26 protein-coding genes are annotated in these 26156 nt (G+C 62.2%); 6 read left to right on the top strand and 20 right to left on the bottom strand.

The genetic code is table 11. The annotated features are described in order from the left end of the window. Positions 1–4: 4 nt before the first annotated feature. Entirely contained in the window at positions 5–2566 is a 2562-nt protein-coding gene (gene secDF / locus ACCO56_RS12150) for a protein translocase subunit SecDF (protein ID WP_433640951.1), read from the bottom strand. Positions 2567–2617: 51 nt separating this feature from the next. Next, a complete protein-coding gene (yajC, locus tag ACCO56_RS12145) occupies positions 2618–2959 on the bottom strand; it encodes a preprotein translocase subunit YajC (RefSeq protein ID WP_433640950.1) in 342 nt (113 codons plus the stop codon). 185 nt (positions 2960–3144) lie between these two features. On the opposite strand from yajC, the gene ACCO56_RS12140 reads away from it, so the two are divergent. The 4 genes from ACCO56_RS12140 to ACCO56_RS12125 all read left to right on the top strand — a co-directional run bounded on the left by ACCO56_RS12140 (position 3145) and on the right by ACCO56_RS12125 (position 5096). Further along, entirely contained in the window at positions 3145–4017 is an 873-nt protein-coding gene (locus ACCO56_RS12140; protein WP_433640949.1) for an ATP-binding protein, read from the top strand. Positions 4018–4297: 280 nt separating this feature from the next. Continuing rightward, the gene (locus ACCO56_RS12135; RefSeq protein WP_433640948.1) at positions 4298–4615 is read left to right on the top strand and encodes an ArsR/SmtB family transcription factor; all 318 of its coding nucleotides are present in this window, start codon (positions 4298–4300) and stop codon (positions 4613–4615) included. Beyond that, positions 4612–4866, top strand: coding sequence for a hypothetical protein (locus ACCO56_RS12130; RefSeq protein WP_433640947.1), 255 nt, complete (start codon positions 4612–4614; stop codon positions 4864–4866). The genes ACCO56_RS12135 and ACCO56_RS12130 overlap by 4 nt, the downstream gene beginning before the upstream one ends. Beyond that, positions 4830–5096, top strand: coding sequence for a hypothetical protein (locus tag ACCO56_RS12125; RefSeq protein ID WP_433640946.1), 267 nt, complete (start codon positions 4830–4832; stop codon positions 5094–5096). The genes ACCO56_RS12130 and ACCO56_RS12125 overlap by 37 nt, the downstream gene beginning before the upstream one ends. A 169-nt stretch (positions 5097–5265) precedes the next feature. Here ACCO56_RS12125 and ACCO56_RS12120 read toward each other — a convergent pair whose 3' ends face one another. The 17 genes from ACCO56_RS12120 to ACCO56_RS12040 form a co-directional block, all read right to left on the bottom strand. Further along, positions 5266–5688, bottom strand: a complete 423-nt coding sequence (locus tag ACCO56_RS12120) for a GFA family protein (protein WP_433640945.1) — start codon at positions 5686–5688, stop codon at positions 5266–5268. Continuing rightward, positions 5685–6149 carry an SRPBCC domain-containing protein gene (locus tag ACCO56_RS12115; RefSeq protein ID WP_433640943.1) on the bottom strand — a complete coding sequence of 155 codons (465 nt, stop codon included), beginning with the start codon at positions 6147–6149 and terminating at the stop codon, positions 5685–5687. The genes ACCO56_RS12120 and ACCO56_RS12115 overlap by 4 nt, the downstream gene beginning before the upstream one ends. Beyond that, complete coding sequence (locus ACCO56_RS12110; protein WP_433640941.1) at positions 6136–6489, bottom strand: ArsR/SmtB family transcription factor; 354 nt, start codon at positions 6487–6489, stop codon at positions 6136–6138. The genes ACCO56_RS12115 and ACCO56_RS12110 overlap by 14 nt, the downstream gene beginning before the upstream one ends. Before the next feature lie 173 nt (positions 6490–6662). After that, positions 6663–7892 carry a peptidoglycan DD-metalloendopeptidase family protein gene (locus tag ACCO56_RS12105; protein WP_433640939.1) on the bottom strand — a complete coding sequence of 410 codons (1230 nt, stop codon included), beginning with the start codon at positions 7890–7892 and terminating at the stop codon, positions 6663–6665. Positions 7893–8075: 183 nt separating this feature from the next. Continuing rightward, positions 8076–8723, bottom strand: a complete 648-nt coding sequence (locus ACCO56_RS12100; RefSeq protein ID WP_433640938.1) for a protein-L-isoaspartate(D-aspartate) O-methyltransferase — start codon at positions 8721–8723, stop codon at positions 8076–8078. Beyond that, positions 8720–9478, bottom strand: coding sequence for a 5'/3'-nucleotidase SurE (gene surE / locus ACCO56_RS12095; RefSeq protein WP_433640937.1), 759 nt, complete (start codon positions 9476–9478; stop codon positions 8720–8722). Before surE ends, ACCO56_RS12100 begins: the two co-directional genes overlap by 4 nt. Before the next feature lie 19 nt (positions 9479–9497). Beyond that, on the bottom strand, positions 9498–10802 hold the full coding sequence (gene serS / locus ACCO56_RS12090) for a serine--tRNA ligase (RefSeq protein ID WP_433640935.1): 1305 nt from the start codon (positions 10800–10802) through the stop codon (positions 9498–9500). Positions 10803–11008: 206 nt separating this feature from the next. Continuing rightward, the gene (gene tatC / locus ACCO56_RS12085) at positions 11009–11842 is read right to left on the bottom strand and encodes a twin-arginine translocase subunit TatC (RefSeq protein ID WP_433640933.1); all 834 of its coding nucleotides are present in this window, start codon (positions 11840–11842) and stop codon (positions 11009–11011) included. After that, positions 11839–12471 carry a Sec-independent protein translocase protein TatB gene (gene tatB / locus ACCO56_RS12080; RefSeq protein WP_433640931.1) on the bottom strand — a complete coding sequence of 211 codons (633 nt, stop codon included), beginning with the start codon at positions 12469–12471 and terminating at the stop codon, positions 11839–11841. Before tatB ends, tatC begins: the two co-directional genes overlap by 4 nt. A gap of 33 nt (positions 12472–12504) precedes the next feature. Next, entirely contained in the window at positions 12505–12726 is a 222-nt protein-coding gene (locus ACCO56_RS12075) for a twin-arginine translocase TatA/TatE family subunit (protein ID WP_433640929.1), read from the bottom strand. 36 nt (positions 12727–12762) lie between these two features. Further along, complete coding sequence (locus ACCO56_RS12070; RefSeq protein WP_433640927.1) at positions 12763–13860, bottom strand: ABC transporter ATP-binding protein; 1098 nt, start codon at positions 13858–13860, stop codon at positions 12763–12765. 33 nt (positions 13861–13893) lie between these two features. Continuing rightward, a complete protein-coding gene (gene scpB, locus ACCO56_RS12065; RefSeq protein ID WP_433640925.1) occupies positions 13894–14625 on the bottom strand; it encodes an SMC-Scp complex subunit ScpB in 732 nt (243 codons plus the stop codon). Next, the gene (locus ACCO56_RS12060) at positions 14622–15422 is read right to left on the bottom strand and encodes a segregation and condensation protein A (protein WP_433641499.1); all 801 of its coding nucleotides are present in this window, start codon (positions 15420–15422) and stop codon (positions 14622–14624) included. Before ACCO56_RS12060 ends, scpB begins: the two co-directional genes overlap by 4 nt. A 65-nt stretch (positions 15423–15487) precedes the next feature. Continuing rightward, entirely contained in the window at positions 15488–16507 is a 1020-nt protein-coding gene (gene nagZ / locus ACCO56_RS12055; RefSeq protein ID WP_433640924.1) for a beta-N-acetylhexosaminidase, read from the bottom strand. A gap of 118 nt (positions 16508–16625) precedes the next feature. Then, the gene (locus ACCO56_RS12050) at positions 16626–19781 is read right to left on the bottom strand and encodes an SPOR domain-containing protein (protein WP_433640922.1); all 3156 of its coding nucleotides are present in this window, start codon (positions 19779–19781) and stop codon (positions 16626–16628) included. Between the two features lie 103 nt (positions 19782–19884). Beyond that, positions 19885–21642: an arginine--tRNA ligase gene (argS, locus tag ACCO56_RS12045; RefSeq protein WP_433640920.1), complete on the bottom strand. Its 1758-nt coding sequence runs from the start codon at positions 21640–21642 to the stop codon at positions 19885–19887. 94 nt (positions 21643–21736) lie between these two features. After that, positions 21737–22957, bottom strand: a complete 1221-nt coding sequence (locus tag ACCO56_RS12040) for a deoxyguanosinetriphosphate triphosphohydrolase (RefSeq protein WP_433640918.1) — start codon at positions 22955–22957, stop codon at positions 21737–21739. 71 nt (positions 22958–23028) lie between these two features. Between ACCO56_RS12040 and erpA the strand changes: the two genes are divergently transcribed. Next, complete coding sequence (gene erpA / locus ACCO56_RS12035) at positions 23029–23376, top strand: iron-sulfur cluster insertion protein ErpA (protein ID WP_433640917.1); 348 nt, start codon at positions 23029–23031, stop codon at positions 23374–23376. A gap of 78 nt (positions 23377–23454) precedes the next feature. On the opposite strand, the gene ACCO56_RS12030 is transcribed toward erpA, so the two are convergent. Next, on the bottom strand, positions 23455–24936 hold the full coding sequence (locus ACCO56_RS12030; RefSeq protein ID WP_433640916.1) for a nucleobase:cation symporter-2 family protein: 1482 nt from the start codon (positions 24934–24936) through the stop codon (positions 23455–23457). 127 nt (positions 24937–25063) lie between these two features. On the opposite strand from ACCO56_RS12030, the gene xth reads away from it, so the two are divergent. Next, positions 25064–25855 (top strand): exodeoxyribonuclease III, encoded by a 792-nt coding sequence (xth, locus tag ACCO56_RS12025; protein WP_433640914.1) that lies wholly within the window; start codon positions 25064–25066, stop codon positions 25853–25855. Positions 25856–26156 lie beyond the last annotated feature (301 nt).

Genomic DNA, 26156 nt, shown 5'->3' with positions numbered 1-26156 from the left:
GCGCTCAGGTCTTCGACGGCTGGGCCGAGGGCGGCAATGCGTTCTTGTCCTGCTCCTCCTTGCCGGAGCCCTCCTGGCGGAGCTTGAACAGGATCAGCAACGGGCCCGCGACAAAGATCGACGAATAGGTGCCGACCAGGATGCCGAAGATCATCGCGAAGGTGAAGGACCGGATGACCTCGCCACCGAACAGATAGAGCGCGACCAGAGCTAGCAGCGTCGTCACGCCCGTCAACACCGTACGCGACAATGTCTGGTTCATCGACAGGTCGAGCAACTGCTCGATGGGCATCTTTTTGTACTTACGCAGGTTCTCGCGAACACGGTCATACACGACGACGGTGTCGTTGATCGAATAACCAACGATGGTCAGAATGGCGGCGATACTTGTCAGGTTGAATTCCAGGCCGGTGACCACATACAGGCCGACCATCATGACTACGTCGTGCACCGTGGCGATTACCGCGCCCAGGCCGAACTGCCATTCGAAACGGAACCAGATGTAGATCAGCATCGCCACGAGCGAGGCAAGGACACCGATAGTGCCTGCCCTGGCCAGTTCCGATGATACGGTAGGCCCAACCGACTCCACGCGACGGAAGTCATAGTCGTCCTCGAGCGCCATCCGAACTTTCTCGACAACGCTCTGCTCGGCGTTGTCACCGGCCTGCTGGCCCTCGACGCGGATGAGCAGCTCTCGAGCCGTACCGAATTCCTGGACCTGCACGTCGCCGATATTGAGTTCGCTTAGCGCCGCGCGCACCGTGGCCGAGTCCGCCTGGTCGCCCTTGGCCTGCACCTCGATGCTCGTACCGCCGCGGAAGTCGATGCCGTAATTCATCTCGATCGTGAGGAACAGCACCACGCAGGCGATCGAAACAATCGACGACAGGGTGAAGGCGTACCTGCGCCAGCCCATGAAAGGCAGCGTGGTATCGTCCGGTACGAACCGGATGAGGCCATTGGGAAGCTCCTTCGGCCTATAGCGGCGTAGCCATACCGCAACCAGCCAACGTGTGAGCGTGAAGGCGGTGAACACCGTGGTTATGATGCCGATGCCGAGCGTGACCGCGAAGCCCTTCACCGGGCCCGAACCCAGGAAGAACAGGATCGCGGCGGCGATAAAGGTCGTGAAATTGGCGTCGACGATCGTCGCCAAGGCCCGAGCAAAGCCCGCGTCAAGCGACTGGACGAGCGATCGTCCCTGTTTTCGCTCTTCGCGGACGCGTTCGTAGATGATCACATTGGAGTCGACCGCCATGCCGACGGTCAGCACGATACCGGCAATGCCGGGCATCGTAAGCGTCGCCCCGAGGACAGACAGGATGGCGATGATCAATCCCACATTCGCTGCCAGGGCGATATTGGCGATCAAGCCGAGCTTGCCATAGGCGACTAGCATGAAGGCCACCACCAGCACGCCGGCGATGACCGCGGCGAATTTGCCGGCGGCGATAGAGTCGGCGCCGAGGCTCGGGCCGACCGTGCGCTCCTCGACGATGGTCAGGTCGGCGGGCAAGGCACCGGCGCGCAGCAGCACGGCAAGATCATTCGCGCTCTGCGTGGTGAAGTTGCCGGAGATCTGGCCGGTGCCGCCGAGGATCGGTTCGCGAATCTGCGGAGCCGAGATGACCTGATTGTCGAGGATGATGGCAAAAAGCTTACCGACATTCTGCTGTGTCGCCTGGCCGAAACGCGTGGCGCCCTTGGCGTCGAAACGGAACGAGACGACAGGTTCGTTGGTGCGCTGGTCATAGGTTGCCTGTGCATCGGTGAGATTCTCGCCGGCAACGATGACCCGGTTCTCGATGAGATAAGGTACAGGCGGATCGTCCTGCGAATACATCACCGTCGTGCCCGCCGGCGGCCTGCCCTGGATCGCCTCCTGGACCGGCACGGACTGGTCGACCATCTGGAAGGTGAGCTTGGCCGTCTGGCCGAGAATTTCCTTCAGGCGCTGCGGGTCCTGCAGGCCGGGAACCTGGACAAGGATGCGGTCGGCGCCCTGGCGCTGGATTATCGGTTCGGTGGTCCCGAGTTCGTTGACGCGACGGCCGAGGACTTCGATCGACTGTGTGACAGCGCTGGAAACGCGATAGTCGATCCCTTCCTCGGTGAGCGTAAAACGCAGCAAGCCGGGCTCCGGCTCGTCAAGGGTCAACTCGTTGACCGCGGTGGTGCCGAAGACACCCGACGAAACCGGCTGGGTAAGCTGCGCCAGCGCCGTCTTCGCCGCATCGACTTCGTTCGCCTCACGGATCCTGACCTGAACGGTGCGGCCCGTACCCGACAGCCCGGTATAGCCGATCTTGGCGTCGCGCAGCAGCGTGCGGATATCGTCACGTGTGGCGTTCAGCCGCTCCGTCACGAGGTCCTGGCGGTCGACGGAAAGCAGGATGTGCGATCCGCCCTGCAGGTCGAGGCCCAGTGTCATCGGCCGCTTGGGCAGCCAGTTCGGCATGCTGTCGAGCGTCGACTGCGACAACATGTTCGGCAAGGCGAAGATCACGCCAAGGAGCACGACCAGCCAGATCGAAATAGTCTTCCAGCGTGAGAAGTAGAGCATCTTGCCTCGTCCGGTCGGGCGGAAACCGCAGCCGTTCCACCCCTAATGCGGTTATTTCTTGGCGTTCTGATTGGCGATGGGCTCGCCCTTGACGCGCACGTCGGCGATCGTCGAGCGCAACGCGGTCACTTTCAGTCCATTGCCGAGATCGACTTCCAGTTCGTCGTTGCCGTCATTCACCTTGGTCACCTTACCGACCAGGCCGCCACCGGTAACCACAGTGTCGCCGCGACGGATGGCCGCGAGCATCTCGCCGCGCTTCTTGAGCTGCTGACGCTGCGGGCGGATAATCAAAAAATACATGATCACGAAAATCAGCACAAACGGCAAAATGCTGATGAACATGTCGGGAGTGCCCCCCGCGGTCTGCGCGTATGCCGGCGTCACGAACATCGAAAAAACTCCTGAGACGGAAAAACGGGGCCGTCTCCGGCCCCCTTGAAAGTTGGCCGGAATATAGTCGGTCATGCCTGCTTTGCAACAAATTCGGCGGCAAGCCCAGACCCACGACGCTTCCCGACGCATTTTTCGCGTGTTAGAGGCTCGGCCCATACGCACAGCAGTGGAAAACCGCCCTCATGTCCCAGAATAATGCCGAAACGATCGAACAGAAACTCGACAGGCTGATCGAGGCGATCGGCCGCCTAACCCCGCCCCGGGCGGCCGCGCCCGATTTCACTGCCGCGGACTGCTTCGTATGGGCAGCCGATCCCGGAGAGCTGGAGTCAGTCACCCGCGTCAATCGTGTCGATATCGGCCTCATCAAAGGCGTCGACCGTGTCCGCGACATTCTGGTGGAGAATACGGAACGGTTCGCCGCCGGCCTGCCCGCCAACAACGTGCTGCTGTGGGGCGCGCGCGGGATGGGCAAGTCCTCCCTCGTCAAGGCTGCGCACGCTCACATCAACGCCACCCGAGGCGACGATCCCCTGAAGCTGATCGAAATCCACCGGGAGGACATCGATACGCTGCCCAAGCTCATGACTATCCTGAAGAAGGCGCCGCATCGCTTCATCCTGTTCTGCGACGATCTCTCCTTCGATCATGACGACACGTCCTACAAGTCGCTCAAAGCGGCGCTCGAAGGCGGCGTCGAGGGCCGTCCTACAAATGTGATCTTCTATGCGACATCCAACCGTCGCCATCTCCTCCCGCGCGACATGATCGAGAACGAGCGCTCCACGGCGATCAATCCTTCGGAGGCCGTCGAGGAGAAGGTCTCGCTTTCGGACCGTTTCGGATTATGGCTCGGCTTTCACAAATGCTCGCAGGACGAGTATCTCGCGATGATCGACGGCTATGTCGCCTATCACGGCCTCGATATCGACCCCGAGATATTGAGGGCCGAAGCGCTGGAATGGGCGACGACACGTGGCAGCCGCTCCGGGCGTGTCGCTTGGCAGTTCACGCAAGATCTGGCCGGACGCCTCGGTCAGGCGCTCAAGGATTGAAACGCCCGCGGCGCGGCGCCGGCGGACAGGGCGGGTATAGAGCGCCCGGTTGGACCCGATAGGCGTCGAGCGCCTTCGGGCCGCCTGCCGGCTCCTCTCCGCCAGCAATCAGGTGGCTGGGCGTTCGCCAGTGCGTGGCCAACGCCCAGCGCGATCATCGCGCCTCATCGACGCCAAGCGTTGCGACGGGACGTTGCTGCGCTGGCGGCCGCACTCGCCAAGCACCGCTAGACGGCAAGCTTGACAGTGGTCACACACAAATCTACGTTACGCGTTAGAAATGACTTACGCGAAAAGTGGTTGGACCGCCCTCGCCGACTCGACGAGGCGTACGATTTTCGAGCTGCTGGTCGAGCATCCGTGCTCGGTTGGCGAATTGTCTTGCGCCGTACCGGTCAGCCGGCCGGCGGTCTCGCAGCACCTGAAAGTGCTCAAAGACGCCGGGCTCGTGATCGACACGCGGGCCGGCAAACAGCGCATCTACCGTGTCGATCCCGATGGCCTGGCAGAGCTTCGCGCGGAACTCGACCGGTTTTGGAGCAAGACGTTGGCTGCCTACAAGGTGGCCGTCGAGCGACCATCGGAGGAGTCAGAATGAGCGCTCATGCAGCAAACACGTCCGTGAAACAGTCGATCGTGGTCGAGGCGCCGATCGCGCGCGCGTTCAAGGTCTTCACCGAGGACTTCGGCAGTTTCAAACCCGCAGAAAATAATCTGCTCGCCGTCCAGATCGCCGAGACGGTTTTCGAGCCTCGGGTCGGCGGCTATCTCTACGACCGGGGCGTCGACGGCAGCGAGTGTCGGTGGCACGCGTGCTTGCTTACGAGCCGCCCAACCGGGTGCTCCTGAGCTGGAACATCACCCCGCAGTGGCGGATCGAAACCGACTCGGAAAAGACGAGCGAGTGGGAAGTGCGGTTTATCGCCGAGGCGAGGCACCGGACGCGCGTCGAGATCGAGCACCGAAACCTCGAACGCCACGGCGAAGGCTGGGAAAGCGTACGCGACGGTATTGGCGGGGATCGAGGTTGGCCGCTGTACCTGCAGCGGTTCGCCGACTTGGTTGCCCGCCGGGCCTGACGATCGCATACGCAAGGTAAGCGCAGCAAAACCGGCGTTCATTCTTTGGCAGAGCGTCAGACTAAAGCATGTCGCTGGCACTCGGATTCGGGTGACACGCTTTGCTTTAGGTCTTTGTTTTTGCCGCATTCTCGCGACGCCGACCGAATCCGGTCGGCTGCGAAATGCTCTAGAGGTATCCGGTAATCGCTGGCGCGCGGTCCTGCCGATCTCGGATGCCGTCCTCATAAATCTTCGGGGCGGCATCGAGTTCTTGCTCGGTCGCATCATCGAGGCAAGCGACGTTCACCGCCCAGAAGTCGCCGCCCATCTCCTTTTCCAGGTAGCCACGCGAAAAGGTATGCGTGCCGCAATGCGGGCACATATAGTGATTGATGTCGCCCGCGGGCCAGGAGGAAGGTATCGCTTGATAATCGCGCATGGTTTGCTGACCCTGCACGATACGCAGCCCTTCATACGAGGCAAAGGATTTTTGATAGCCTACCTTCCGGCAGAAAGTGCAATTGCACTTACGGATTCCTTCACTCAGATCGATGTCCGCCTCGAAGCGCAAGCCGCCACAATGGCAGCTTCCGTGATATGTTTTCCTCACTGGTCCCTCGCTAGATGAGCCAGCAGCCGATCGAGGCATTCGCCCCAGCCCTCGGCATGCGAGTCTCGTTGTTGGACGGAATCGAAAGGCTCCTGCCGGAAAGTCAGCCGCGTCTTGCCGCCATGGTCCTCGAACGTCACCGTGACCAGCGTCTCATTTGTCGGCTGGGACGCGTCCTCTTCCCATGCGAAGGTGAAGACGATGCGTTCCGGCTCGACGATCTCCCGGTAGACGCCGCGCATCCAATATTCTGCTCCTTCAGCGGACCGGATGGCGTGCCGGTATTTTCCGCCAGGCCGGAAATCCATCGACAGGGACGGCGCGGAAAAATCCTTCGGCCCCCACCAGCGCGCGAGGTGCTCTGGGCTCGTCCAGACCCTGAACACGAGGCTGCGCGGCGCGTTGAAAAAACGGTAAATCTCCAGCGCGTATGACGTGGCTACGGGCTCATTGCCGGCCATCCGAACCTCCTTTTGCCTGCAATTCCTCGATATAGCTGTCCAACCGGTTGAAACTCTCGTCCCAGAACGCGCGATAGTCCTCGAGCCAGACGGCGGCTTCCTTGAGCGGCGCAGCCATCAGTCGGCAAGGCCGCCATTGCGCTTGGCGGCCGCGCTCGATGAGCCCGGCGCGCTCCAGCACCTTGAGGTGCTTGGAGACGCCAGGTCCGGACATGTTGAAGGGTTGGGCAAGCTCGGTCACCGAAGCCGGGCCGAGCGCAAGTCGCGCCAGGATAGCGCGGCGCGTCGGGTCGGCCAGCGCCTGGAATGTCTCACTCAACGGATCGGTTCGCACGACCATCAAACCATATGGTTATTTAACCTTATGGTTTCTTACATGTCCCGCCGCAACGCGTCAAGTCATGACAGTCCAAACAACTCGGCCGCTCCTGGGTATGCCCTTTCAGGCAAACGTAGGAGCGGCCGGTAAAAGCTGGGGGGGCGCGACATCGCCTCCCGCGCTGGTGACGAGGACTATTCGAGGAATTTCGAGGGATTGACAGGCGAAGAGTTCTTGCGCACTTCGAAATGCAGCTTCGGCGTATCGGCGGAACCGCTCATGCCGGAGCGGGCGATTTCCTGCCCTCGCTTGACCTTCTCGCCGCGCGCGACCTTGAGCTCGCTCGCGTGACCGTACACAGTGACGAGGCCGTCCTCGTGACGGACGAGAACCGTATTGCCGAACTCCTTCAGGCCATCACCCGCATAGATCACGACACCGTTTTCGGCCGCCTTGACCGATGTGCCCTCCGGCACGGAGATGTCGATGCCGTCATTGGCCTTGCCGCCGCTGTTGGTGCCATAGCCTGAGATGATGCGCCCGCGAACCGGCCAACGCATGCGGCCGATGCCGGTGGAATCGGGAGCGATGGCAGCCTGTTGCTCCGCGTCCTCGATTACTTTTTCCGCCTTTTTCGGCGGCGTATAGCCGGACACCTGCTCCGTTGCCTTCTTGACGGGAGCCGACGAGGCGGTTGTCGCGGGATCGACTGCCGCAGGCTTGGCGCTCGCGGTCTGGACCGCGGCCGGCGCCGGGATCGTGAGCTTCTGGCCAACACGAATCAGGCCGTCCGTCATTCCGTTGGCGCTCTTCAGTGCCCCAGCGCTCACACCTGTCTTGCGTGCAATGGCGGTGAGCGTATCGCCTTCCTGGACGGTGTAGCTCCCCTTCGTAGCCGACGCGGTGTTGGCCTTGCCGGATTCGGTCGGAGCTGCCGGCTCGCGATCCTTGACCTTGGGCGCCTGAGGCAGGACTGCAACGGTGTCGGAGGGCGTACGGGCAGGAACAGGGGCGTTGCCCGCAGGCATCCGCGGTGGCTCCGCTTGTTCCAAGGGCTTGGCTTCAGCAACCTTCGGGTAGGCAGGAGGCTGGGCATTCGGCGTCTGCCTTGGAGCAGTCACGACCTGCTGCTGCGCAGGCGGCATCGGATTTTGCGCCACCGGTGCGATCGTGGACTGCGCCGGCGCGAGATTGCCACGACTGACGGATCCGGCAGGCGCCGCCTGGACGTCGCTGGGATAAGGCTGGCTCCCCGGACGGATGATATTGCGCTGATTATCCGTGGAGGCGGTGAAAATGCCATCCACACCATCGGTGAAGCGCATGGCGCTTGAACTGCACCCTGCAGCAACGCCACCGACCAGAGCGATCGCGGCAGTGCGCGCCAGGACACGACCGTTGATTTTAAGAACGCTGAAACGCATCGCTAGACCCATACGTACCGGATGCCGAACTGGCATGATTAAAGCGCGTTAATCTTACCGGTCGGTTAAGCGGCGAAGGATCGGAGACTGAAATCGAAAGGATTTTGAGGGTTTGGGAAACTTTTCCGAGATCGGCCTCACGCGACCATCCCTCAGGGGCGCCCGCGTCAAGCCGCTTTCGAGTCAAATGGCCGCCGCAAGGCCCTTCAGAATCGGCTGGAGGCGTACCTGGCCGATATCCTCGCGCTCGAAGCGGCTGCCGACCTTCGTCAGCTTTGCAACATCCTGAACACCCTCGGCCGGACCGATCGGCGCGATCATGACGCCACCGCTGGACAATTGGTCGACGAAAGGCCGGGGCAGATTGTCGAACGCCGCCCAGACTAGAACCCTGTCGAAAGGCCCCTCGCCCGGCAGGCCGTTGGAACCGTCGGCCTGTCGCACGAAGGCATTGGCCAGTCCGAGCGCTTCGAAACGCTGCCGGGCCTGTTCGGCAAGCGTCTTGTATCTGTCGATGGTGACGACGCGAGCCGCCAGCCGCGCCATGACCGCGGCGGTGAAACCGGTGCCGGTACCCACTTCGAGCACGCGGACCCCGGGCTGCATGTCGAGCGCCCGCAATACGGATGCCTGCAGGTCCGCCCCTTCCATCGCCTCGCCGCATTCGATCGGGATCATCCGGTCCGACCAGGCCAGTGACTGCCATTGGCCGGGAATGAAGATGCGCCTGGGCGTGGCTTCAAAAGCAGCCACAAGCTCCTTGGTCACGATACCGTTGCCGCGAAGCCTGAGCATGAATGCGGCAAAACCTTCGCGCTCTTCGGGGCTCATGCAATCGCCTTCTGCAGCGCGTCCTTCACTTCATGCGCCGTCAGGTCGAGTTTCAGCGGCGTCACCGAAATCATCCTGTCGCGCAGGGCGGCCATGTCGGTTCCTGGCTTCATCTCCCCCGGTTCACGGCCGAAACGCAGCCAATAGTACGGGAAATTGCGGCCATCCGCCCGCTCGTCGATCCAGAGGCCGTGGACCAACTTGCCCTGGGCGGTGGCCACAGTGCCGCGGATCTCTTCCGGCCGGCAATTGGGAAAGTTGACGTTGAGGAACACGCCAGCCGGAAGATCGATCTTGATCAGCCGATCCAGCAGTGCCGGCGCATGGGTTTCCGTCACCTCCCACGGAACGATCCGTTCCTGGTTGTAGAAATTGTAGGCCTGGCTCAAGGCAATCGAGCGTATCCCCAGAAGACACCCTTCCATGGCACCTGCGACGGTGCCGGAATAGGTCACGTCGTCGGCGGTGTTGGAACCGGAATTCACCCCTGACAGGATGAGGTCGGGAAGTCCCGGCATCAGCTTGCGGGCGCCCATGATGACGCAGTCGGTCGGCGTGCCGCGCACGGCGTAGTGGCGCTCGCCGAGTTTTCGCAACCTGAGCGGCTCGGACAAGGACAGCGAATGCGCGTATCCGGACTGATCCGTCTCCGGAGCAACCACCCAAACATCGTCCGAAAGCTGACGCGCGATGCGCTCCAGCACCTGCAGCCCTTCGGCATGGATCCCGTCGTCATTGGTCAGGAGGATACGCATCTTCTCGCCTCCGCGCCGGTCATCTCGTCTCAATTCTGGTCGTGCCGCCCATGTAAGGCACCAACACCTCAGGAATCGTTACGCTGCCATCCTCATTCTGATAATTTTCCATGACGGCGATCAGCGCACGACCGACCGCCACACCCGACCCGTTCAGCGTGTGGACGAAGCGGGTGCCCTTATCCTCCCTGCCCCGGTAGCGAGCATCCATTCGCCGCGCCTGGAAGTCGCCGCAGACGGAGCAGGACGAGATTTCGCGATAGGCGTTCTGGCCTGGCAACCAGACTTCGATATCGTAGGTCTTACGTGCGCCGAAGCCCATGTCGCCGGTGCAAAGCACGACCGTGCGATAGGGCAGTCCCAGCTTCCTCAGCACAGTCTCCGCGCATTCGGTCATACGCTCGTGTTCGGCGATCGAGCTTTCCTGATCTGTGACGGAAACGAGTTCTACCTTGTAGAATTGGTGCTGCCGCAGCATTCCGCGCGTATCGCGTCCGGCCGAACCTGCTTCCGAACGGAAGCAGGGCGTAAGGGCTGTATAGCGCAGCGGCAGTTGCTCCTGCGCCAGAATCTGCTCGCGAACCAGATTAGTGAGCGGCACTTCGGCGGTTGGGATCAGGCCGAGACGCGAGCCGGCGTGCGGCGTGAAGAACAAGTCTTCCTCGAATTTCGGCAGTTGGTTCGTTCCGAACAGAACCTCGTCGCGGACCAGCAGTGGCGGCTGCACCTCGGTATAGCCATGCTCGGTGGTGTGGAGATCGAGCATGAACTGCCCGAGTGCGCGCTCCAGCCGCGCGAGCTGTCCTTTCAGCACGGTGAAGCGGGCACCGGAGAGCTTCGCGGCGCTCTCGAAATCCATGAGGCCAAGCGTTTCGCCGATCTCGAAATGCTCCTTTGCCCAATTCGGCCGCTGGCGCACCTCGCCGACCTTACGGATCTCCACGTTGTCATCCTCGTCAGCGCCTACGGGGACGTCGTTCAATGGGACGTTCGGCAACACGGCGAGCGCATCGAAGAGTGCCTTGTCGAGCCGGCGCTCCTCCGCCTCGCCGCCCTGGATGAAGGCTTTGATAGCGCCGACCTCCTCCTTCAGCTTCTCGGCCAGCGCCATGTCCTTGTTGCGCATGGCATTGCCGATCTCCTTCGAAGCGGCGTTGCGGCGCTCTTGGGCCTCCTGCAACTGGGAAATATGGTTGCGGCGGCCCTCATCCCTGGCGATGACGTCCTCGACAGTCGACCGCGCCACGTCCGACGGCTGGCCGCGCTTCACCAGCGCCTCCACCAGAACCTGCGGGTTGTCGCGTATCCATTTGATGTCAAGCATGGTCCAGGAATTCCATTTCAATCATGTCCGGTAAAAAAGCGACCGCGTCGCGCTGGCGAAGGAAGCCGGCACGCCCGATGCGGAAAGTACATGTCCGAAAGGCAAAGCACTGCAGAAGAGCCCGGTCGCGATTGCTTTGGACCGCGCCGGGCGCAGCAATCCGGATCAGTCCAGCAAGGACAACATCGCTACGCAGAAAGCCTCGGTCACGCCCCGGCGCTCTCGCCGGCCTCCTTGCTTTCCCGTGCGGCCTGTTGCTCCTCACGCTTCCGTTCGATCATCCGGGCGGTCCAGATGGAAATCTCGTAGAGAAGGATCGTCGGCAGTGCAAGACCGATCTGGCTTATCGGATCGGGCGGCGTCAAAACGGCGGCGACCACGAAAGCGATCACGATCGCCCATTTGCGCTTCTCCTTGAGCGATTGCGAAGACAGCAGCCCGACCCGTGCCATGAGCGATGTCACGACGGGCAATTGGAACACCAGGCCGAAAGAGAAGATCAGCGTCATGATGAGGCTGAGATATTCCGAAACCTTCGGCAACAGCGAGATTTGCACCTGATCGTCGCTGCCCGTCTGCTGCATGGCGAGGAAGAACCACATGACCATCGGCGTGAAGAAGAAATAAACGAGCGCCGCGCCCATGAGAAACAGGATCGGAGAGGCTATCAGGAAGGGCAGAAACGCCCCGCGCTCGTTGCGGTAGAGGCCGGGCGCGATGAATTTGTAGATTTGCGTCGCAATCAGCGGAAACGCGATGACCATTCCGCCGAACATCGCGAGCTTGATCTGTGTAAAGAAGAATTCCTGCGGTGCGGTATAGATCAGCTCGACCTTGTGCGGATCGAGCCCGGCCAGGACGGTCGCCCATTTGAACGGGATGACGAGAAGGTTGAATAGGTGCTTGGCGAAGAAGAAGCAGGCGAGGAATGCGACGAAGAAGCCGCCGAGCGACCACATCAGCCTCGTGCGCAACTCCATCAGATGCTCGATCAGCGGTGCTGACGATTTGTCGATCTCGTCTTGTTCAGAATTGCTCACTTTGTGCTTCCCGCCGGCTTCTTGCGTGCCGCGGCGGGCTTCGGCGCGGCTTTCGGCTTTGCGGATGTTTTGGCCGCCTTGGGCGCCGGCTTGGCCTTGGCCGCGGCGGGTTTCGCCTTCGCGACACCGCGGCTGCCGGCAGGCTTGACCGGCCCTGCCGCCGATGCGGCCGTGGCCTGCGGCTGCGCCTTCTCGGCCGGCGCAGGCTCGGCCGATTTCGGCGCGGGAACAGCTTCGGCAGGAGGCGCCTGCTCGGGCAAGGCTGCCGGCCCGTTCTTCAACGGCTCGGCCGCATGTGTCACTGCCTCGGCAGTCGGCGCGGCCGAAGGTTTGAGCGAATCCAGACCGGAGCGGATATCGGCCGCGGCCTTTTCGAAGGGATTGAGCTGCTTGCGGATCTCGGCCGACGGATCGAGGCTGCGCAGCGAATCGACGGACTTCTTGACGTCGTCGAGCTCGGCCTCCTTCAACGCTTCGTTGAACTGCTTCTGGAAATCGCCGGCCATCGCACGTAGCTTCGCCGTCGTCCGGCCGAAGGTACGCAGCATACGCGGCAAATCCTTCGGCCCCACGACCACGATCATAACGACCGCGATCACCAGCATCTCGGTCCAGCCGATCTCAAACATGGCAATCCAATCAGGCTAGGCCAAAACCGCTGCTCAGCTCTTGCTGGCTTTTTCCTTGGCGGCCGCTACGGTCTCGTCAGAACGATGCTCGACGGTCTTGGTGTCGTCGACCGCATCGTCGTCGGACATGCCCTTCTTGAAGCTCTTGATGCCCTTGGCCATGTCACCCATCAGCTCGGGTATCTTGCCCCGACCGAACAGCAATAGCACGACGACCAGTACGATCAGCCAGTGCCAAATCGAAAACGAACCCATTGTCACTCTCTTTCGAAGGATCTTCCTCGCACTGATCTATGCGTTTTCGACCCGCGTTTCAAACACAAGTACGTCCGAAGGGCGCAAGGAAAGAAAAATATCGCGCGCATGGGATGACAAAGCGCCGCACCTCACCCTGGCACGGACAGGCCGATCGGTGCCCTGGACCGCAAGATCGAGCAATTCGACCACGCCCAGATAGCGCCGGGAGAGGATACGAGCCTGCGTCTCCCCCTGCTTTTCCGATACGTCGAAGCCGGAAAGGCGTATCGCCACCGTGACCGCGGCGCCATCGTCGAACATCGCCGACGGCACGCGCCCGGCCGGTGTTTCGGCCATCCCCCCCTTCACCCGGACGTCAAAAATGTTGAGCTCGGAGAAAAAGCCCGCGACGAAGAGATTCGCCGGCTTCTGGTAGAGATCTTCGGCGCCGCCCATCTGCATCAGCCGGCCATCCCTGAGAAGCGCTATGCGATCGCCCATGCGCATAGCCTCCTCGGCATCGTGCGTAACGACGATCGCCGTCGCCCGGCTGCGCCGCAGGATATCGAGGGTCTCGGCCCGCACGCTGTCCTTCAGCCGGGAATCGAGGCCGGAAAAGGGTTCGTCCATCAAAAGCACTGCCGGCCGGGGTGCGATGGCGCGGGCTAGTGCGACACGCTGCTGCTCGCCCCCTGACAGAACGTGCGGATATGAATTCGCATAGTGCTCCAGACCGACCCGAGACAGCGCGATCATCGCCTCGCGCCGCGACTCCTCGCGCGAGAGCGCCGTCAAACCGAAGCGGACATTGTCGAGGATCGTCAAATGCGGAAAGAGCGCGAAATCCTGGAAGACGAGCCCGATCGAGCGCTGTTCCGGCGGGAGGAAAACCGATGGCCCGGCAATCTCCCTGTCATTGAGCAACACGCGCCCGGTCGTCTGCGCCTCGATACCGGCGGCGATCCTGAGCAGTGTGGTCTTGCCCGAGCCGGATGGACCGAGGAGGCAAAGCACCTCACCGGGCTCGGCGGACAGCGAGACGCCGTGCAGCGTTGCCGAACCATTGCCGAAGGTATGAGTGATATCCTCGAAGGAGAGCCGGGCGGCGAATGTCACGCCAGCCGAAACCCGCGAGCCTTCCTGCACCGTCAAGAGCGAGAGCCTCGGATGTTCAAGATGGTCCGGTCAATCACTCTCGATGCGTGGTGTCAACAGGCCGAGTTCCTCCAGGTCGATATCGCTGAGCGGCTCCTCGTCCTCTGTGAGGGCGTCAAGATCGGGCGGCGGAAGCGGAACTGAGAAGTTCGAGGGCATGCGCGCCGAAAGGAGCCCGGCGCCCTTCAGCTCTTCCATACCGGGCAGGTCGCGTATCTCCTCGAGCTGGAAATGATCGAGGAACTTGTCGGTGGTGCCATAAGTGACCGGCCGTCCCGGCGTCTTTCGGCGCCCCCGCATCCTTACCCATTCGGTTTCGAGCAGGGTGTCGAGCGTGCCCTTCGAAGTTTCGACGCCGCGTATGTCCTCGATTTCGGCGCGCGTCACGGGCTGATGATAGGCAATGATCGCCAGAACCTCGAGGGCGGCGCGCGACAGCTTTCTCTGCTGAACGGTATCGCGGCTCATGAGAAAAGAAAGGTCGCCCGCGGTCCGAAACGCCCAAGCATCGCCCGAACGGACCAGATTGACGCCGCGCTTTTCGTAATGCGTCCGCAGTTCGGCCATCACGTGGGGCAGGTCGACGCCATCAGGCAGCCTCGCCAGGAGCGCCTTTTCCGTAACAGGCTCGGTGCTGGCAAAGACGATGGCTTCAGCCATGCGGACCGCTTCCGCAAGAAGCAAGCGCTCGACCGGGTTACCGCCGCGGTCCTCGTCTTCGATGACGAACGGAATGACGGCGGCGTTGGAACTGTCGGTCATGACGTCACCTCGATCGGCTTCGGCCCCTGCTGCCGGTTGCGCAAGTAGATCGGCGCAAAAGCTTGCTCCTGTCTGATTTCCAGCCGCCCTTCCCGAACCAGTTCGAGACTGGCGGCGAAGGAGCTGGCGATCGCCGTCGGTCGCTCTTCGGAGCTGGTCAGATAATCGAGCAGGAACCGGTCGAGTGCCGTCCAATCCGAGAAGGTGCCGACCAGCCGGGTCAAGATCTCGCGGGCATCCTTCAGCGACCAGACGCCACGCTTGGCAATGCGCACATTGGTAATGGCCTGACGCTGGCGCTGCGCCGCGTAGGCCGTCAGGAGATCATACAGCGTCGCCGAATATTCATTCCTTTTTTCGACGATGACGAGTTCCGGAACGCCCCGGGCAAAGACGTCGCGGCCCAAACGGTTGCGATTGACCAGACGAGCGGCGGCGTCACGCATCGCTTCGAGCCTCTTCAGGCGGAATTGCAGCACGGCTGCCAATTCCTCGCCGCTCTGGCCCGTGTCATCCACCTGCTTGGGGATCAGCAGCTTCGACTTCAGGAATGCGAGCCAAGCTGCCATGACCAGATAATCAGCGGCCAGTTCGAGACGAAGCGCCCTCACCTGCTCGATGAACTTCAGATATTGCTCGGCCAGCGCGAGAATGGAGATGCGGGACAGGTCGACTTTCTGGTTGCGGGCGAGATGAAGCAGCAGGTCGAGCGGTCCTTCGAATCCCGCTACGTCGACGACCAGCGACGGCTCGCTGGACGTGCGCGCGTCGTCGTTCTCGGCCCAGAATTGCTCCAGAGGCGCGGCGTTGCCCGGCTTGTTCTTGATATCGGCCACGCTTCGTCGTTCTCCCCGAGGCGGCGTCAGGCCACCGCTTCAAAATAGTTGGCGAATTCGGTGCGGAATGCCATCTCCTGCGTCTCGTCACCGGCCCTGATATAACCGAGCGCCCGCTCGGCGCGCTCGAGAGACCTTCCGGTCAGCGCCGTCGTGCGGGAGGCGATCCCCACCATTTCCTCCATCACGCCGTTGCAGTGAAGAACCAGATCGCAGCCCGCCGCAAGAATCGCGGCCGCTTTCTCCGGAAAATCCCCAGAAAGTGCCTTCATCGACGTATCGTCACTGATCAAAAGACCGTCAAAGCCGATCTCGCCGCGAACGATCTCGCCAATGACCTTGGCCGAGGTGGTTGCCGGGCGCTGCGGATCGACAGCCGTAAAGACGATATGCGCCGTCATTGCGGCTGGGAGATGACTGAGCGCGGTGAACGGACGGAAGTCACGCGCGCGAAGCTCTTCCAACGACGCTTCGACCACCGGCAAGGCATGATGCGAATCCGCAAAGGCGCGCCCATGGCCGGGCATGTGCTTCATCACCGGCAGCACGCCGCCGGACATCAAGCCTTCGGCGGCGGCGCGGCCAAGGGCGATCACAGCGTCGGGATCGGTGCCGTAAGCTCGCGTGCCGATAACGTCGCTCGCGCCCTCGACCGGCACGTCTAGCACGGGCAGGCAATCAGCCGTGATACCAAGCCGTTGCAGGTCGAAGCTATGAAGCCGGGCCAGCAGCCAGGCCGCTCTCAGGCCGGCCGGGCGATCCTGCCGATAGAGCGAGCCGATCGCGGCGGCGGCGGGATAGTTCGGAGCAACCGGTGGCCGCAGCCGCTGTACCCTCCCTCCTTCCTGATCGATGAAAATCGGGGCATCCGGTCGGCCGATTGTGTCGCGTAGCGAGGCCACCAAGTCACTGATCTGCTCCGGCTCGCCAATATTGCGCGCGAACAGGATGAAAGCCCAGGGCTGTTCGCCACGGTAGAAGCCGATCTCCTCGGCGGTGAGGCTTTTCCCGGCACAGCCGAGAATCATGGCTTTTGATTCGGTCATGGAGTTCAGCCTAAACCGGGATTGCCGACAAGGAAATCGCAGCCTCCGCGCGGTCCCCGCTGAAACGATGACGGCGCGGCATCCTCATGCCGCGCCGTCAATCAGCTTGTTGTCGCCGCTACTTGGATACGAAGCAGTTGCCCCCGGCAGCCTTGTAGCTTTCGCACAGGCTTATGGCGTCGTTGCGGCTCCCGGCGGGCACTCGAACTCGCCAGTAGGTGCCCTTGCCGGCGATTTCGGCCTTGACGATCGTGGCTTCGCGGCCGCCGAGTACGCCAGCATAGCGCCGCGCCAGGTCCTGGAAGCTCGACTTCGCGGCTTCTTCGCTCGGCTGGGAGGCGATCTGCATCGACCAGCCTCCCGCCGCGGGGGCACCGGTGCTGATCGAAGCGACCTGATCCGGCTTGACCTCGCCAACCACATTCACCGGCTGGTCGGCAGGACGCGACGGGGCAACAGGAACACTGGCCGGCGTGCCCGAAGTGGCGGAGACGGGAACGTTCGCAGGCTTCAAGGCCGACGTCGCTGCCGGCGAAGCGGCAGCCACCTTCGGCTCGGCGGAGGCATCGGCCGGCTGCGATTCCATCATAGCCTCGGCGGCAGCCCGCGGCTCCGGCACGGCGACCGGTGCCGGATCCTCACGCGGGACCAGTGTACCGTCGGGGCGAACGACCATGGTGCGCACCCGCCGAGGGGTCACGGCGGCAACCTCGGTGTTGTCGGTTCCAGCCTGATCGGCTGCGGACGAAGGCTCGATTCGGTCCTCGGCCTTCGTGATCGCGGCGATCTGATCGTCGCCATCATCCAACGCTTCCCCATCATTGACGCCTGACGGTATTACCTCCGGCTCCGGGGCCTTGGCGGTCATGTCAACCGGCTCCTCGGCGCTGCTGATCAGCTTCTGCTGCGCCGGCGCGGCTGCCGTCCCGGCACCGGCAACCGTCTGGTAGACCTTGCTGTCCTGGTTGGGAACAGTCGTCCCACCCGGGTTTTCCGGCCGCACCTTGATCGGACTGTCATCAGCTTTCACAATAGCCGGCACGTCGGTACCATCGCCAAAGGACAGGGCGAACGCCCCGACGCCGCCCAGCACGGCAACGCCACCGACAATCGCCGCTATCATCAGGCCTCGCCGTTGCGGCGCACGACGCGTCTCGACATAGGGCGGGAGAGTCGTTTCCTCGTCGGGGTCGTTGTAGTCGACGGCATCGAACGGGTCGGCGTCGCGACCGACAGGCTTACGGCTGCCGGGGAGTTCGTCGGCATTGAATCCCTGCGCCGGATCGAAATCGCGATGTGCGTGGGTTCGAGTTGTCGCTTGATAGGCAGCGCCTGCCCCAACAGCCGCCGCTGCGACGCCGGCGCCGTAGTCGTATGCAACGCCTTCGACGGGTTGCGTCTCGGCGGCGTGTGGATCGCGGTCGTCCTCGGGGTGCGCGGCAGTTGCTTCCGGCTGTTGCGGTTCGGCAAAGACGGCTGCGAATTCGCTCTCGAACTCGTCGAAGACAGGCGCCGGACGCACATCTTCCTCGTAGGCCACTTCCGGAATGTCCAGGTCATCGGTCACCGCAATGGCACTTTCCGGCACATCGATGGTTTCGATGTCGGGAACGTCCTCGTCGCTCGCGGCCGAAGCCGTTGCATGCCAGACGTGAGCCTGGTCCGCGCCAGTATACGCCGAGACGGTTTCCGATCGATTGGCCGCAAAATGTTCCGACCCCGATGATTGCAGCCCGACGTATTGGCCGGCATTCACCTCCGCCTCTTCGGCGTGCAGACTGTTTTCGAAGGCCGCATCGAAAGCATCGTCGAATTCCAGTTCGACCGTCGTCGACTGCTCGGCCCCGGCGTAGCTCGAACCGTCGCTCCACTGCTGCGCGTGTTCGATCTCGGCAACCTGGTAAGAGGGGCCTGCATAGTCGTCGGAAATGTATTCGGCGTCGTCCTGGCGATAGGTTTCTGCCTCGACCGACGCCTCTCCAGTCAGAGCCGCCGAAGCGGCCGGGGAGCCCCAGTTCGCAAAATCGGACCGGTATTCGCCATGACCGCCAGCCGATGCGGCACCCTCGCCAAGCGCCGCGCTCAGAGGAGGAGCGTCGTAGCCTCCGGTCAGTTTCGCCCTCGGAACAGTATTGCCCAGGAGAGCGTTCAGCTCGTCCTCGAGGCTGAGTTCTTCCGGCTCCGCCTCGGCCGCCATAGCGGCCGCGGGTTCGGCCATCTCGGCGCCCAGTTCCGGCTCCGCTCCTTGCGGCGCGACATCCTCCGCCTGCCACTCAGCATACTCAGCCGGTTGCGGCTCGGAATATTCAGCGGCCTGCCATTCGTCATGCCCCGAGGCCTGCTGGTCGACATGAGCCTGGTTCTGCGGCTCGAATTCGCCCGAGCCCTCCGGCTCGACATAAGCCGCCTCCGAGGCGACCTCCTCCATTACAGGAGCCTCATCCAGGGAAGCCTCGTCGAAATCGTCGAAATCGATCGAGCCCTCTTGATAGGGGGCAGGTTCGTCCGACTGCGCTTCGAAGACTGGCGCCTGATGGGCGTCGGGGTCATGCTCGACATTGTCGAGACGATGACCGGAGGTCTCGGTATCCATGCCGAAATCCATATCGACTTCGGCCATGGCCAAGTCGAAGGTCTGATCGAGATCCTCGCCCGAATAGGAATTCGCGGGGCCGGCCTGCGGCGCCACCTGCTGTGCAGGCTCGTCGAATGCGCTCGCGGGGTCCAAGACAGCGAGAAGAGCCGCATCCTCGACGGAGAGACTGCTCAGCTCGGCATCCCGTTCGATCGGCACGGCAGAATGTGAGCCATCTTCGCCGAAGGCGAGCTCACGCTCGAACGCCGCGTCGAAATCGACATCGGACAACAAAGGTTCCCGGTCGAAGCTCTCCCGGACCGTTTCTGGCGCAAACTCGTCATAGAGGTCTGCCGCAACGGCGACATCCAGATTGGGGTCGACTTCGCCGTCTTCGATCGGGCTGGGAAGAACGGCAGCGCGCTCGGCTACCACGTCTGGAGCCGATGCCTCTTCCAACGCCAAATCACCGAGCAGTTCCTTTTCGAGATCGATGCTCAGATCGTCGGAGGACGGGTCGAGATCAGGCTCCGGCGCCGCAACCGCCGGCATCGCGACGACCGGCACAGCCTGCCGCTCGGACGCTGGATGCACCGGAACCCGCGGATCGAAGCCCATGATCCTGGTGAGTTCGGCAAAGGGATCTTCGTCGCCGAGGTCGACAGGATCAACGCGCTTGAGCTGGTTGCTGTCTGCCATTATCTTTCCCATACTTGCACTCGAAATGCGCGACCAAGGCACATTTCCGGGTTGGCCCTACCAGCGCAATGTGGGCAAAAGGTGACAGGTAATCCCCTGCTGCCTAGCGCATTTCCTTGGGCGCATCGGCCCCAATCAACGCCAGGCCTGACGTCAAAACGTCCGAGACGGCCTGCACCAGCCCGAGTCTGGCATATGTCAATTCTGGATCGTTAACCTTAACAAAACGTAAGTCCGTATTATCCGTGCCTCTGTTCCAATGGGCGTGGAAGGCACTTGCAAGATCATAGAGGTAAAACGCCAGACGATGCGGCTCGTGCGACTGTGCGGCTTGCTCGATCAACCGCGGATATTCCGCGAGCTTCTTGACGAGGGCAATTTCCCCCTCGTCGGTCAGGCGAGACGCAGCTGCCTTGAGCGCGGCCCGGCTGAAATCATCCACGCCGAGCTGCTCCCTCGCCTGCCGGAATACCGAATGAGTGCGCGCGGAGGCATACTGCACATAGAAGACGGGATTGTCTTTCGACTGTTCCGTCACCTTGGCGAAGTCGAAATCCAGCGGAGCATCGTTCTTGCGATAAAGCATCATGAAGCGGATGGGATCGCGCCCGACTTCCTCCACGACCTCTCGCAAAGTAATGAAGTCGCCCGAGCGCTTGGACATGCGCACAGGCTCGCCCGCGCGGTAGAGCTTGACGAGTTGGCAAAGAAGAACGGTGAGTTTGAGCGCACCGCTCGACAAAGCCTTGGCAAGAGCCTCCATGCGTTTCACGTAGCCGCCATGATCCGCGCCGAGAACGAAGATCGTCTCGTCGAAACCGCGCGCCAGCTTGTCCTTGAGATAGGCCACATCGGCGGCGAAATAGGTGAATGTCCCATCGGACTTCACCAGCGGCCGATCGATATCGTCACCCACTTCCGTCGAGCGAAACAGGGTCTGCTCGCGATCCTCCCAGTCGTCGGGCTTCTCGCCTTTCGGCGGCGGCAGCTTGCCCTTGTAGATGTGGCCCTTCAGGGTCAGATCGCTGATCGCTGCGCGGATCGCGCGCGCATTGTCGGCGTGCAGCGTGCGTTCGGAGAAGAAGACTTCGTGATGCACGTTGAGCAGCGCCAGATCCTCGCGGATCATGGCCATCATGGCATCGATGGTGCGATCCTTCACGATCGCCAGCGCCTCTTCCTCTGGTTTCTGCAGGAGGCTCCTTCCGAATTCCTTCGCCAGGGCTTGACCGACCGGAACAAGATAGTCGCCGGGGTAGAGGCCCGGAGGGATCTCGCCGATCTGGTCGCCCAAGGCCTCTCGATAACGAAGCATCGCCGACCGCGCCAGCACATCCACCTGAGCGCCTGCGTCGTTGATGTAGTATTCCTTGGTGACGTCGTAACCTGCGAAGGCCAGCAGGTTCGCCAGCGTGTCTCCCACGACCGCGCCGCGGCAATGGCCGACATGCATGGGTCCGGTTGGGTTGGCCGACACATACTCGACATTGACCTTGGCGCCGGCTCCAATGGCGGAGCGCCCGAAATCCTGGCCCGCGTCGAGAATGACTGCGAGCTGGCCTTGCCAGAAGCCCTCACCGAGCCTGAGATTGACAAAGCCCGGTCCCGCCACCTCCGCGGATGAGACGTCCGGGTCGTCTTTCAACGCGGCAGCTAGCCGCTCCGCCAGAGCCCGAGGGTTCTGGCCAGCCGGCTTGGCCAGCACCATCGCTGCGTTCGTGGCGAGATCGCCATGGGAGGGATCCCGCGGCGGCTCGACGGTAATGCGGCCAAGATCGAGAACCCCGCCATCCTTGTCCTTCAGTTCGAGCGCTTCGACGGCCTTCCTGATCCGCTCGTTGAATTCGGCAAAGATGTTCATGGGTGACTCTATTCGGTTCTGGTCGGCGCACGGATCATCCGCCTGCGCAAGAAGCCTGCAAGCTAAAAAAATCCTGCCTGCAGGCGCGGGCGCTCTAGCTTAAATCCGGGGTCCGGTCAAACAGGCGCCGATGCTCCTTCAAGGCGTAGGTGTCGGTCATGCCCGCAAGAAAATCTGCGACCGAGCGCGCCTTTACCGCATCGCCCGCACGGTCCAATCCCTCTCGCCAACCATCGGGCATGGCCCGAGGATCGGCAAAATAGACATCGAAGAGGTCTCGAACGATCCGATCGGCATCAGCGCGCACCCGCATCACATCAGCGTGCCGGTACAGGTTCTTGTAGAGGAAGGCCTTCAGTCGCTTCTCGGCCGAGGCCATGTCGCGGGAGAAGGCCACGATCGGGCGGCCGGCCGCATGGATGTCCTCGACGCTGCCGGGACGCATCCCGGCAATGGCCGCGGTGGAGGTGGCGATCACATCCTCGACCATGAGAGTGATCTGGCGACGCATCAATTCATGGCCGGTCCGCATGGCATCCAGCCCCGGGTAACGGGAGCGCACGCCGTGGAGGATACGCGACGCCAGCGGCACCTCGTCGAGCATTTCCAGCGTCAGCAGCCCCGCTCTCAGCCCGTCGTCGATATCATGCGCGTCATAGGCGATGTCGTCGGCAATCGCGGCACACTGCGCCTCGAGACTGGCGAACCGGTCCAACTCGAGGTCGAACAACTCGTTGAAATCGCGGACCGGCTGGGGGATCGGTCCTGCCAGGCCGTTACCATCGCGATCGGCCAGAGGCCCATTATGCTTCACCAGCCCTTCGAGCGTCTCCCAGGTGAGATTGAGCCCGTCGAATTCGGCGTAGCGGCTCTCGAGCTTCGTCACCACGCGCAAGGACTGCGCGTTGTGATCGAAGCCGCCCCAGGGCGCCATCTTCTCGTTGAGCGCATCTTCCCCGGTGTGACCGAAAGGCGTGTGGCCGAAATCATGGACTAGCGCCACCGCTTCGGCGAGGTCCTCGTCGCAGCGAAGCGCGCGCGCCAGTGCCCGGGCGATCTGCGCGACTTCGATCGTGTGGGTGAGCCGCGTCCGGTAGTGATCGCCTTCATGCGCCACGAAGACCTGGGTCTTGTGTTTCAGCCGGCGAAAAGCCGTCGAATGGATGATGCGATCACGATCGCGTTGGAACGGCGTGCGGGTCGGGCTTTCGACCTCGCCGTAGAAGCGGCCGCGCGATCGCGCGGGATCGCAGGCGTAGGCTGCCCGCGGCCGGTAGCCGAAGCCGATGTCGCCTAGTTCGTTCGCGCCCGCCATGGATCGCCGCCGTTGACTTGCCCGTTGGCGCTTCATACCTATTGTGCGGATGCGAATGCAAGGTGATGGCCATGGGCGCTGACGCAAAGAATGCGATGAAAGTCGAGGTGACCGACGCGGCGGCAAGGCGGATCAACAAGATCCTGACCGCCGAGCCCGGCAAAACAGCCCTGCGCGTATCGGTCGAAGGCGGCGGATGCTCCGGCTTCTCCTACAAGTTCGATCTGGTCGAAACCCGGAACGAAGACGACATCGCTATCGAGAAGGACGGCGCAACCGTGCTGATCGACGACCTGTCGCTGGTTTATATGGGCGGTTCGGTGATCGATTTCGTCGACGACCTGATGGGCCAATCCTTCCAGATCAAGAACCCCAATGCGGTCGCATCCTGCGGCTGCGGCACCAGTTTCTCGATCTGAGCGCTACAGGTGCACAATCGGAAAGGGCCGCGTTGCAGCGGCCCTTTCCATATGTGCCGAAGCGCCCAGTTCTGCGCCTCACGCTTCCGCGGCCATCGCCGCTTCACGGACGCCGGCTTCGTCGCCTTGCGTTCCGTTGAAGAAGATGTTGAGGACGACAGCCGATACCGAGGCCAGAAGTATGCCGGACTCGATCAGCGGGTGGATGTCGTGCGGCATCCACATCTTGAAGTCCGGCGCCACCAGCGGAACCATGCCGAAGCCGATCGACACGGCGACGATGAAGAGATTGTTGCGGTTCGACTTGAAGTCTACATTCGACAGTATCCGGATGCCGGTGGCCGCGACCATCCCGAACATGACCAGTCCTGCCCCGCCGAGCACGAAGGTCGGCAAAGCCTCCACCAACGCGCCCATCTTGGGCATCAAGCCCAGGAAGATCAGTATGACGCCGCCGGCAACGCAGACGAAGCGGCTGCGTACCCCCGTCACGCCGACCAGCCCGACATTCTGCGAAAAGCTCGTATAGGGAAATGTGTTGAAGATGCCGCCGATCAAGGTGCCGAGCCCGTCCGTGCGCAGGCCGGCGGAAAGCATGGGCTGCGACACCTTCTTGCCGGTCATCTCGCCCAGTGCCAGGAACATGCCCGTCGACTCGATCATGACGACGATCATCACCAGCGTCATCGTGATGATGAGCACGGGATCGAAGATCGGCATTCCGAAACGGAACGGCGTGACAAGGGCGAACCAATGCGCAGAAGCGACCTTGTCGAAATGCATCATGCCGAGACCGGCGGTGACTAGGCCACCGATGATGATGCCGAGCAGGACGGCGATATTTGCGATGAAGCCCCGACCGAAGCGGGCGATCAACAGGATGGAGACGAGCACGATCGCCGATATGGCGATGTTGGTGACCGGCGCATAGGCCGCATTCGGAATCGTGGAAGCGAGCGCGAGTTTCTCCGGCAGGGGCGGAACGACCGAACCGCCAGCCGCCGCCAGTTCCGTCACCGACTTCAGCCAGGCGGCATGCTCGGGAGCGACGATCCTGGGAGCGGTCGGCCCCACCGGATTGCCGAAAATCCAGTTGATGCCGACCCGCATCAGCGATGCGCCGATCACCACGATGATGGTGCCTGTGACGACCGGCGGAAAGAAACGCAGCATCCGGCTCACCAGCGGCGCGATGACGATGCTGATGATGCCCGCTCCGATAATGGCGCCGAAGATCATGCGGGCGCCGTCCACGCCGGGATTGGCGTTGGCCATCGCTACCATCGGCGCAACGGCGGCAAAGGTGACGCCCATCATGACCGGCAGCTTGATGCCGAACCATTGGGTGGCGCCAAAGGACTGGATGATCGTCACCAGGCCGCAAACGAAGAGATCTGCGGAGATCAGGAAGGCCACCTGCTCAGGCTCGAGCTTGAGCGCCCGACCGACGATCAAAGGCACGGCGATCGCGCCGGCGTACATGACCAGGACGTGTTGAAATCCAAGCGCGGTGAGACGCGGAACGGGCAAAGCCTCGTCCGCCGGATGCGTCGACGACATGCGGTTGTTCCCCATTGTTGTCCCGCCGCTCCCCACCCGGGTTTTCTTTCAAAGCGGGATGATGCAGGATCAGACGGTCTGCTAGATTCCGCTATCAAGAATTATTTGAAATTCTCGTGTGATTTTCATGAAACTGGCCACCTGGAACATCAACGGCGTGCGCGCCCGCATCGGCAATCTGCTGCATTGGCTACGCGAAAGCGCGCCCGACATCGCATGCCTGCAGGAGATCAAGTCGGTCGACGACCAGTTCCCACGAGCCGAAATCGAAGCGCTGGGCTACAATGTCGAGACGCATGGACAGAAAGGCTTCAACGGCGTGGCGCTGTTATCGAAGCTGCCTTTCGATGAGGTAAATCGCGGCCTTCCCGGTGACGAGAACGACGAACAGGCCCGTTTCATCGAGGGAGTCTTCTCCACCTCGAAAGGCGCTCTCCGGGTCGCGTCGCTCTACCTGCCGAACGGCAATCCGGTCGGCAGCGAGAAGTTTCCCTACAAACTGTCATGGATGGGACGGCTCGAACGATGGGCGGAGGCACGCCTCCACCTCGAGGAGCCCCTGGTACTTGCCGGAGACTATAACGTCATCCCCGAGCCGATCGACGCGAAGCGCCCGGAAGAATGGGTCAATGATGCACTCTTCCAGCCCGAAAGCCGCCAGGCGTTCCGCCGACTCAAATATCTTGGTTTCACCGAAGCTATTCGCTCCGTGACCGACGCTCGCGACACCTACACTTTCTGGGACTACCAGGCGGGCGCCTGGCAGAAAAACAACGGCATCCGCATCGACCATCTCATGCTGTCGCCCGAGGCCGCCGACCGGCTGTCGTCGGCCTTTATCGAGAAACATGTACGGGCCTGGGAAAAACCGTCCGACCACGTGCCGGCCGTCGTCGAACTCTCGTTGGAAGCGGCATAATACCAGCGACACTAAGAGTAGACCGTTCGGGCAAGTCCCTCATCTGCCGGCATCTCTCCCCCCGTAAAGCCTACGAGATTCACACATCCGACGGGGCCTTCTGGAGCACCCCTCATCCGACCGCGCTTGGCGCGGCCACCTTCTCCCACAAGGGGAGAAGGGGGAGTTTTGCACAAGCGCTCCTGCCAATCGCCAGCGCTGGCGATTGGCATTGGTGCTGCGGCCGTCTTCCCTTCTCCCCTTGTGGGAGAAGGTGGCCGACAAGCTTGTGATGCGGTTGAGCCGCGGCACAAGCACCGGA

The organism is Mesorhizobium sp. 1B3 (assembly GCF_050958605.1).
Lineage (GTDB): Bacteria > Pseudomonadota > Alphaproteobacteria > Rhizobiales > Rhizobiaceae.
Note: the sequence above shows the minus strand (reverse complement) of the source record. Positions and strands in the feature narration are given on the sequence as shown.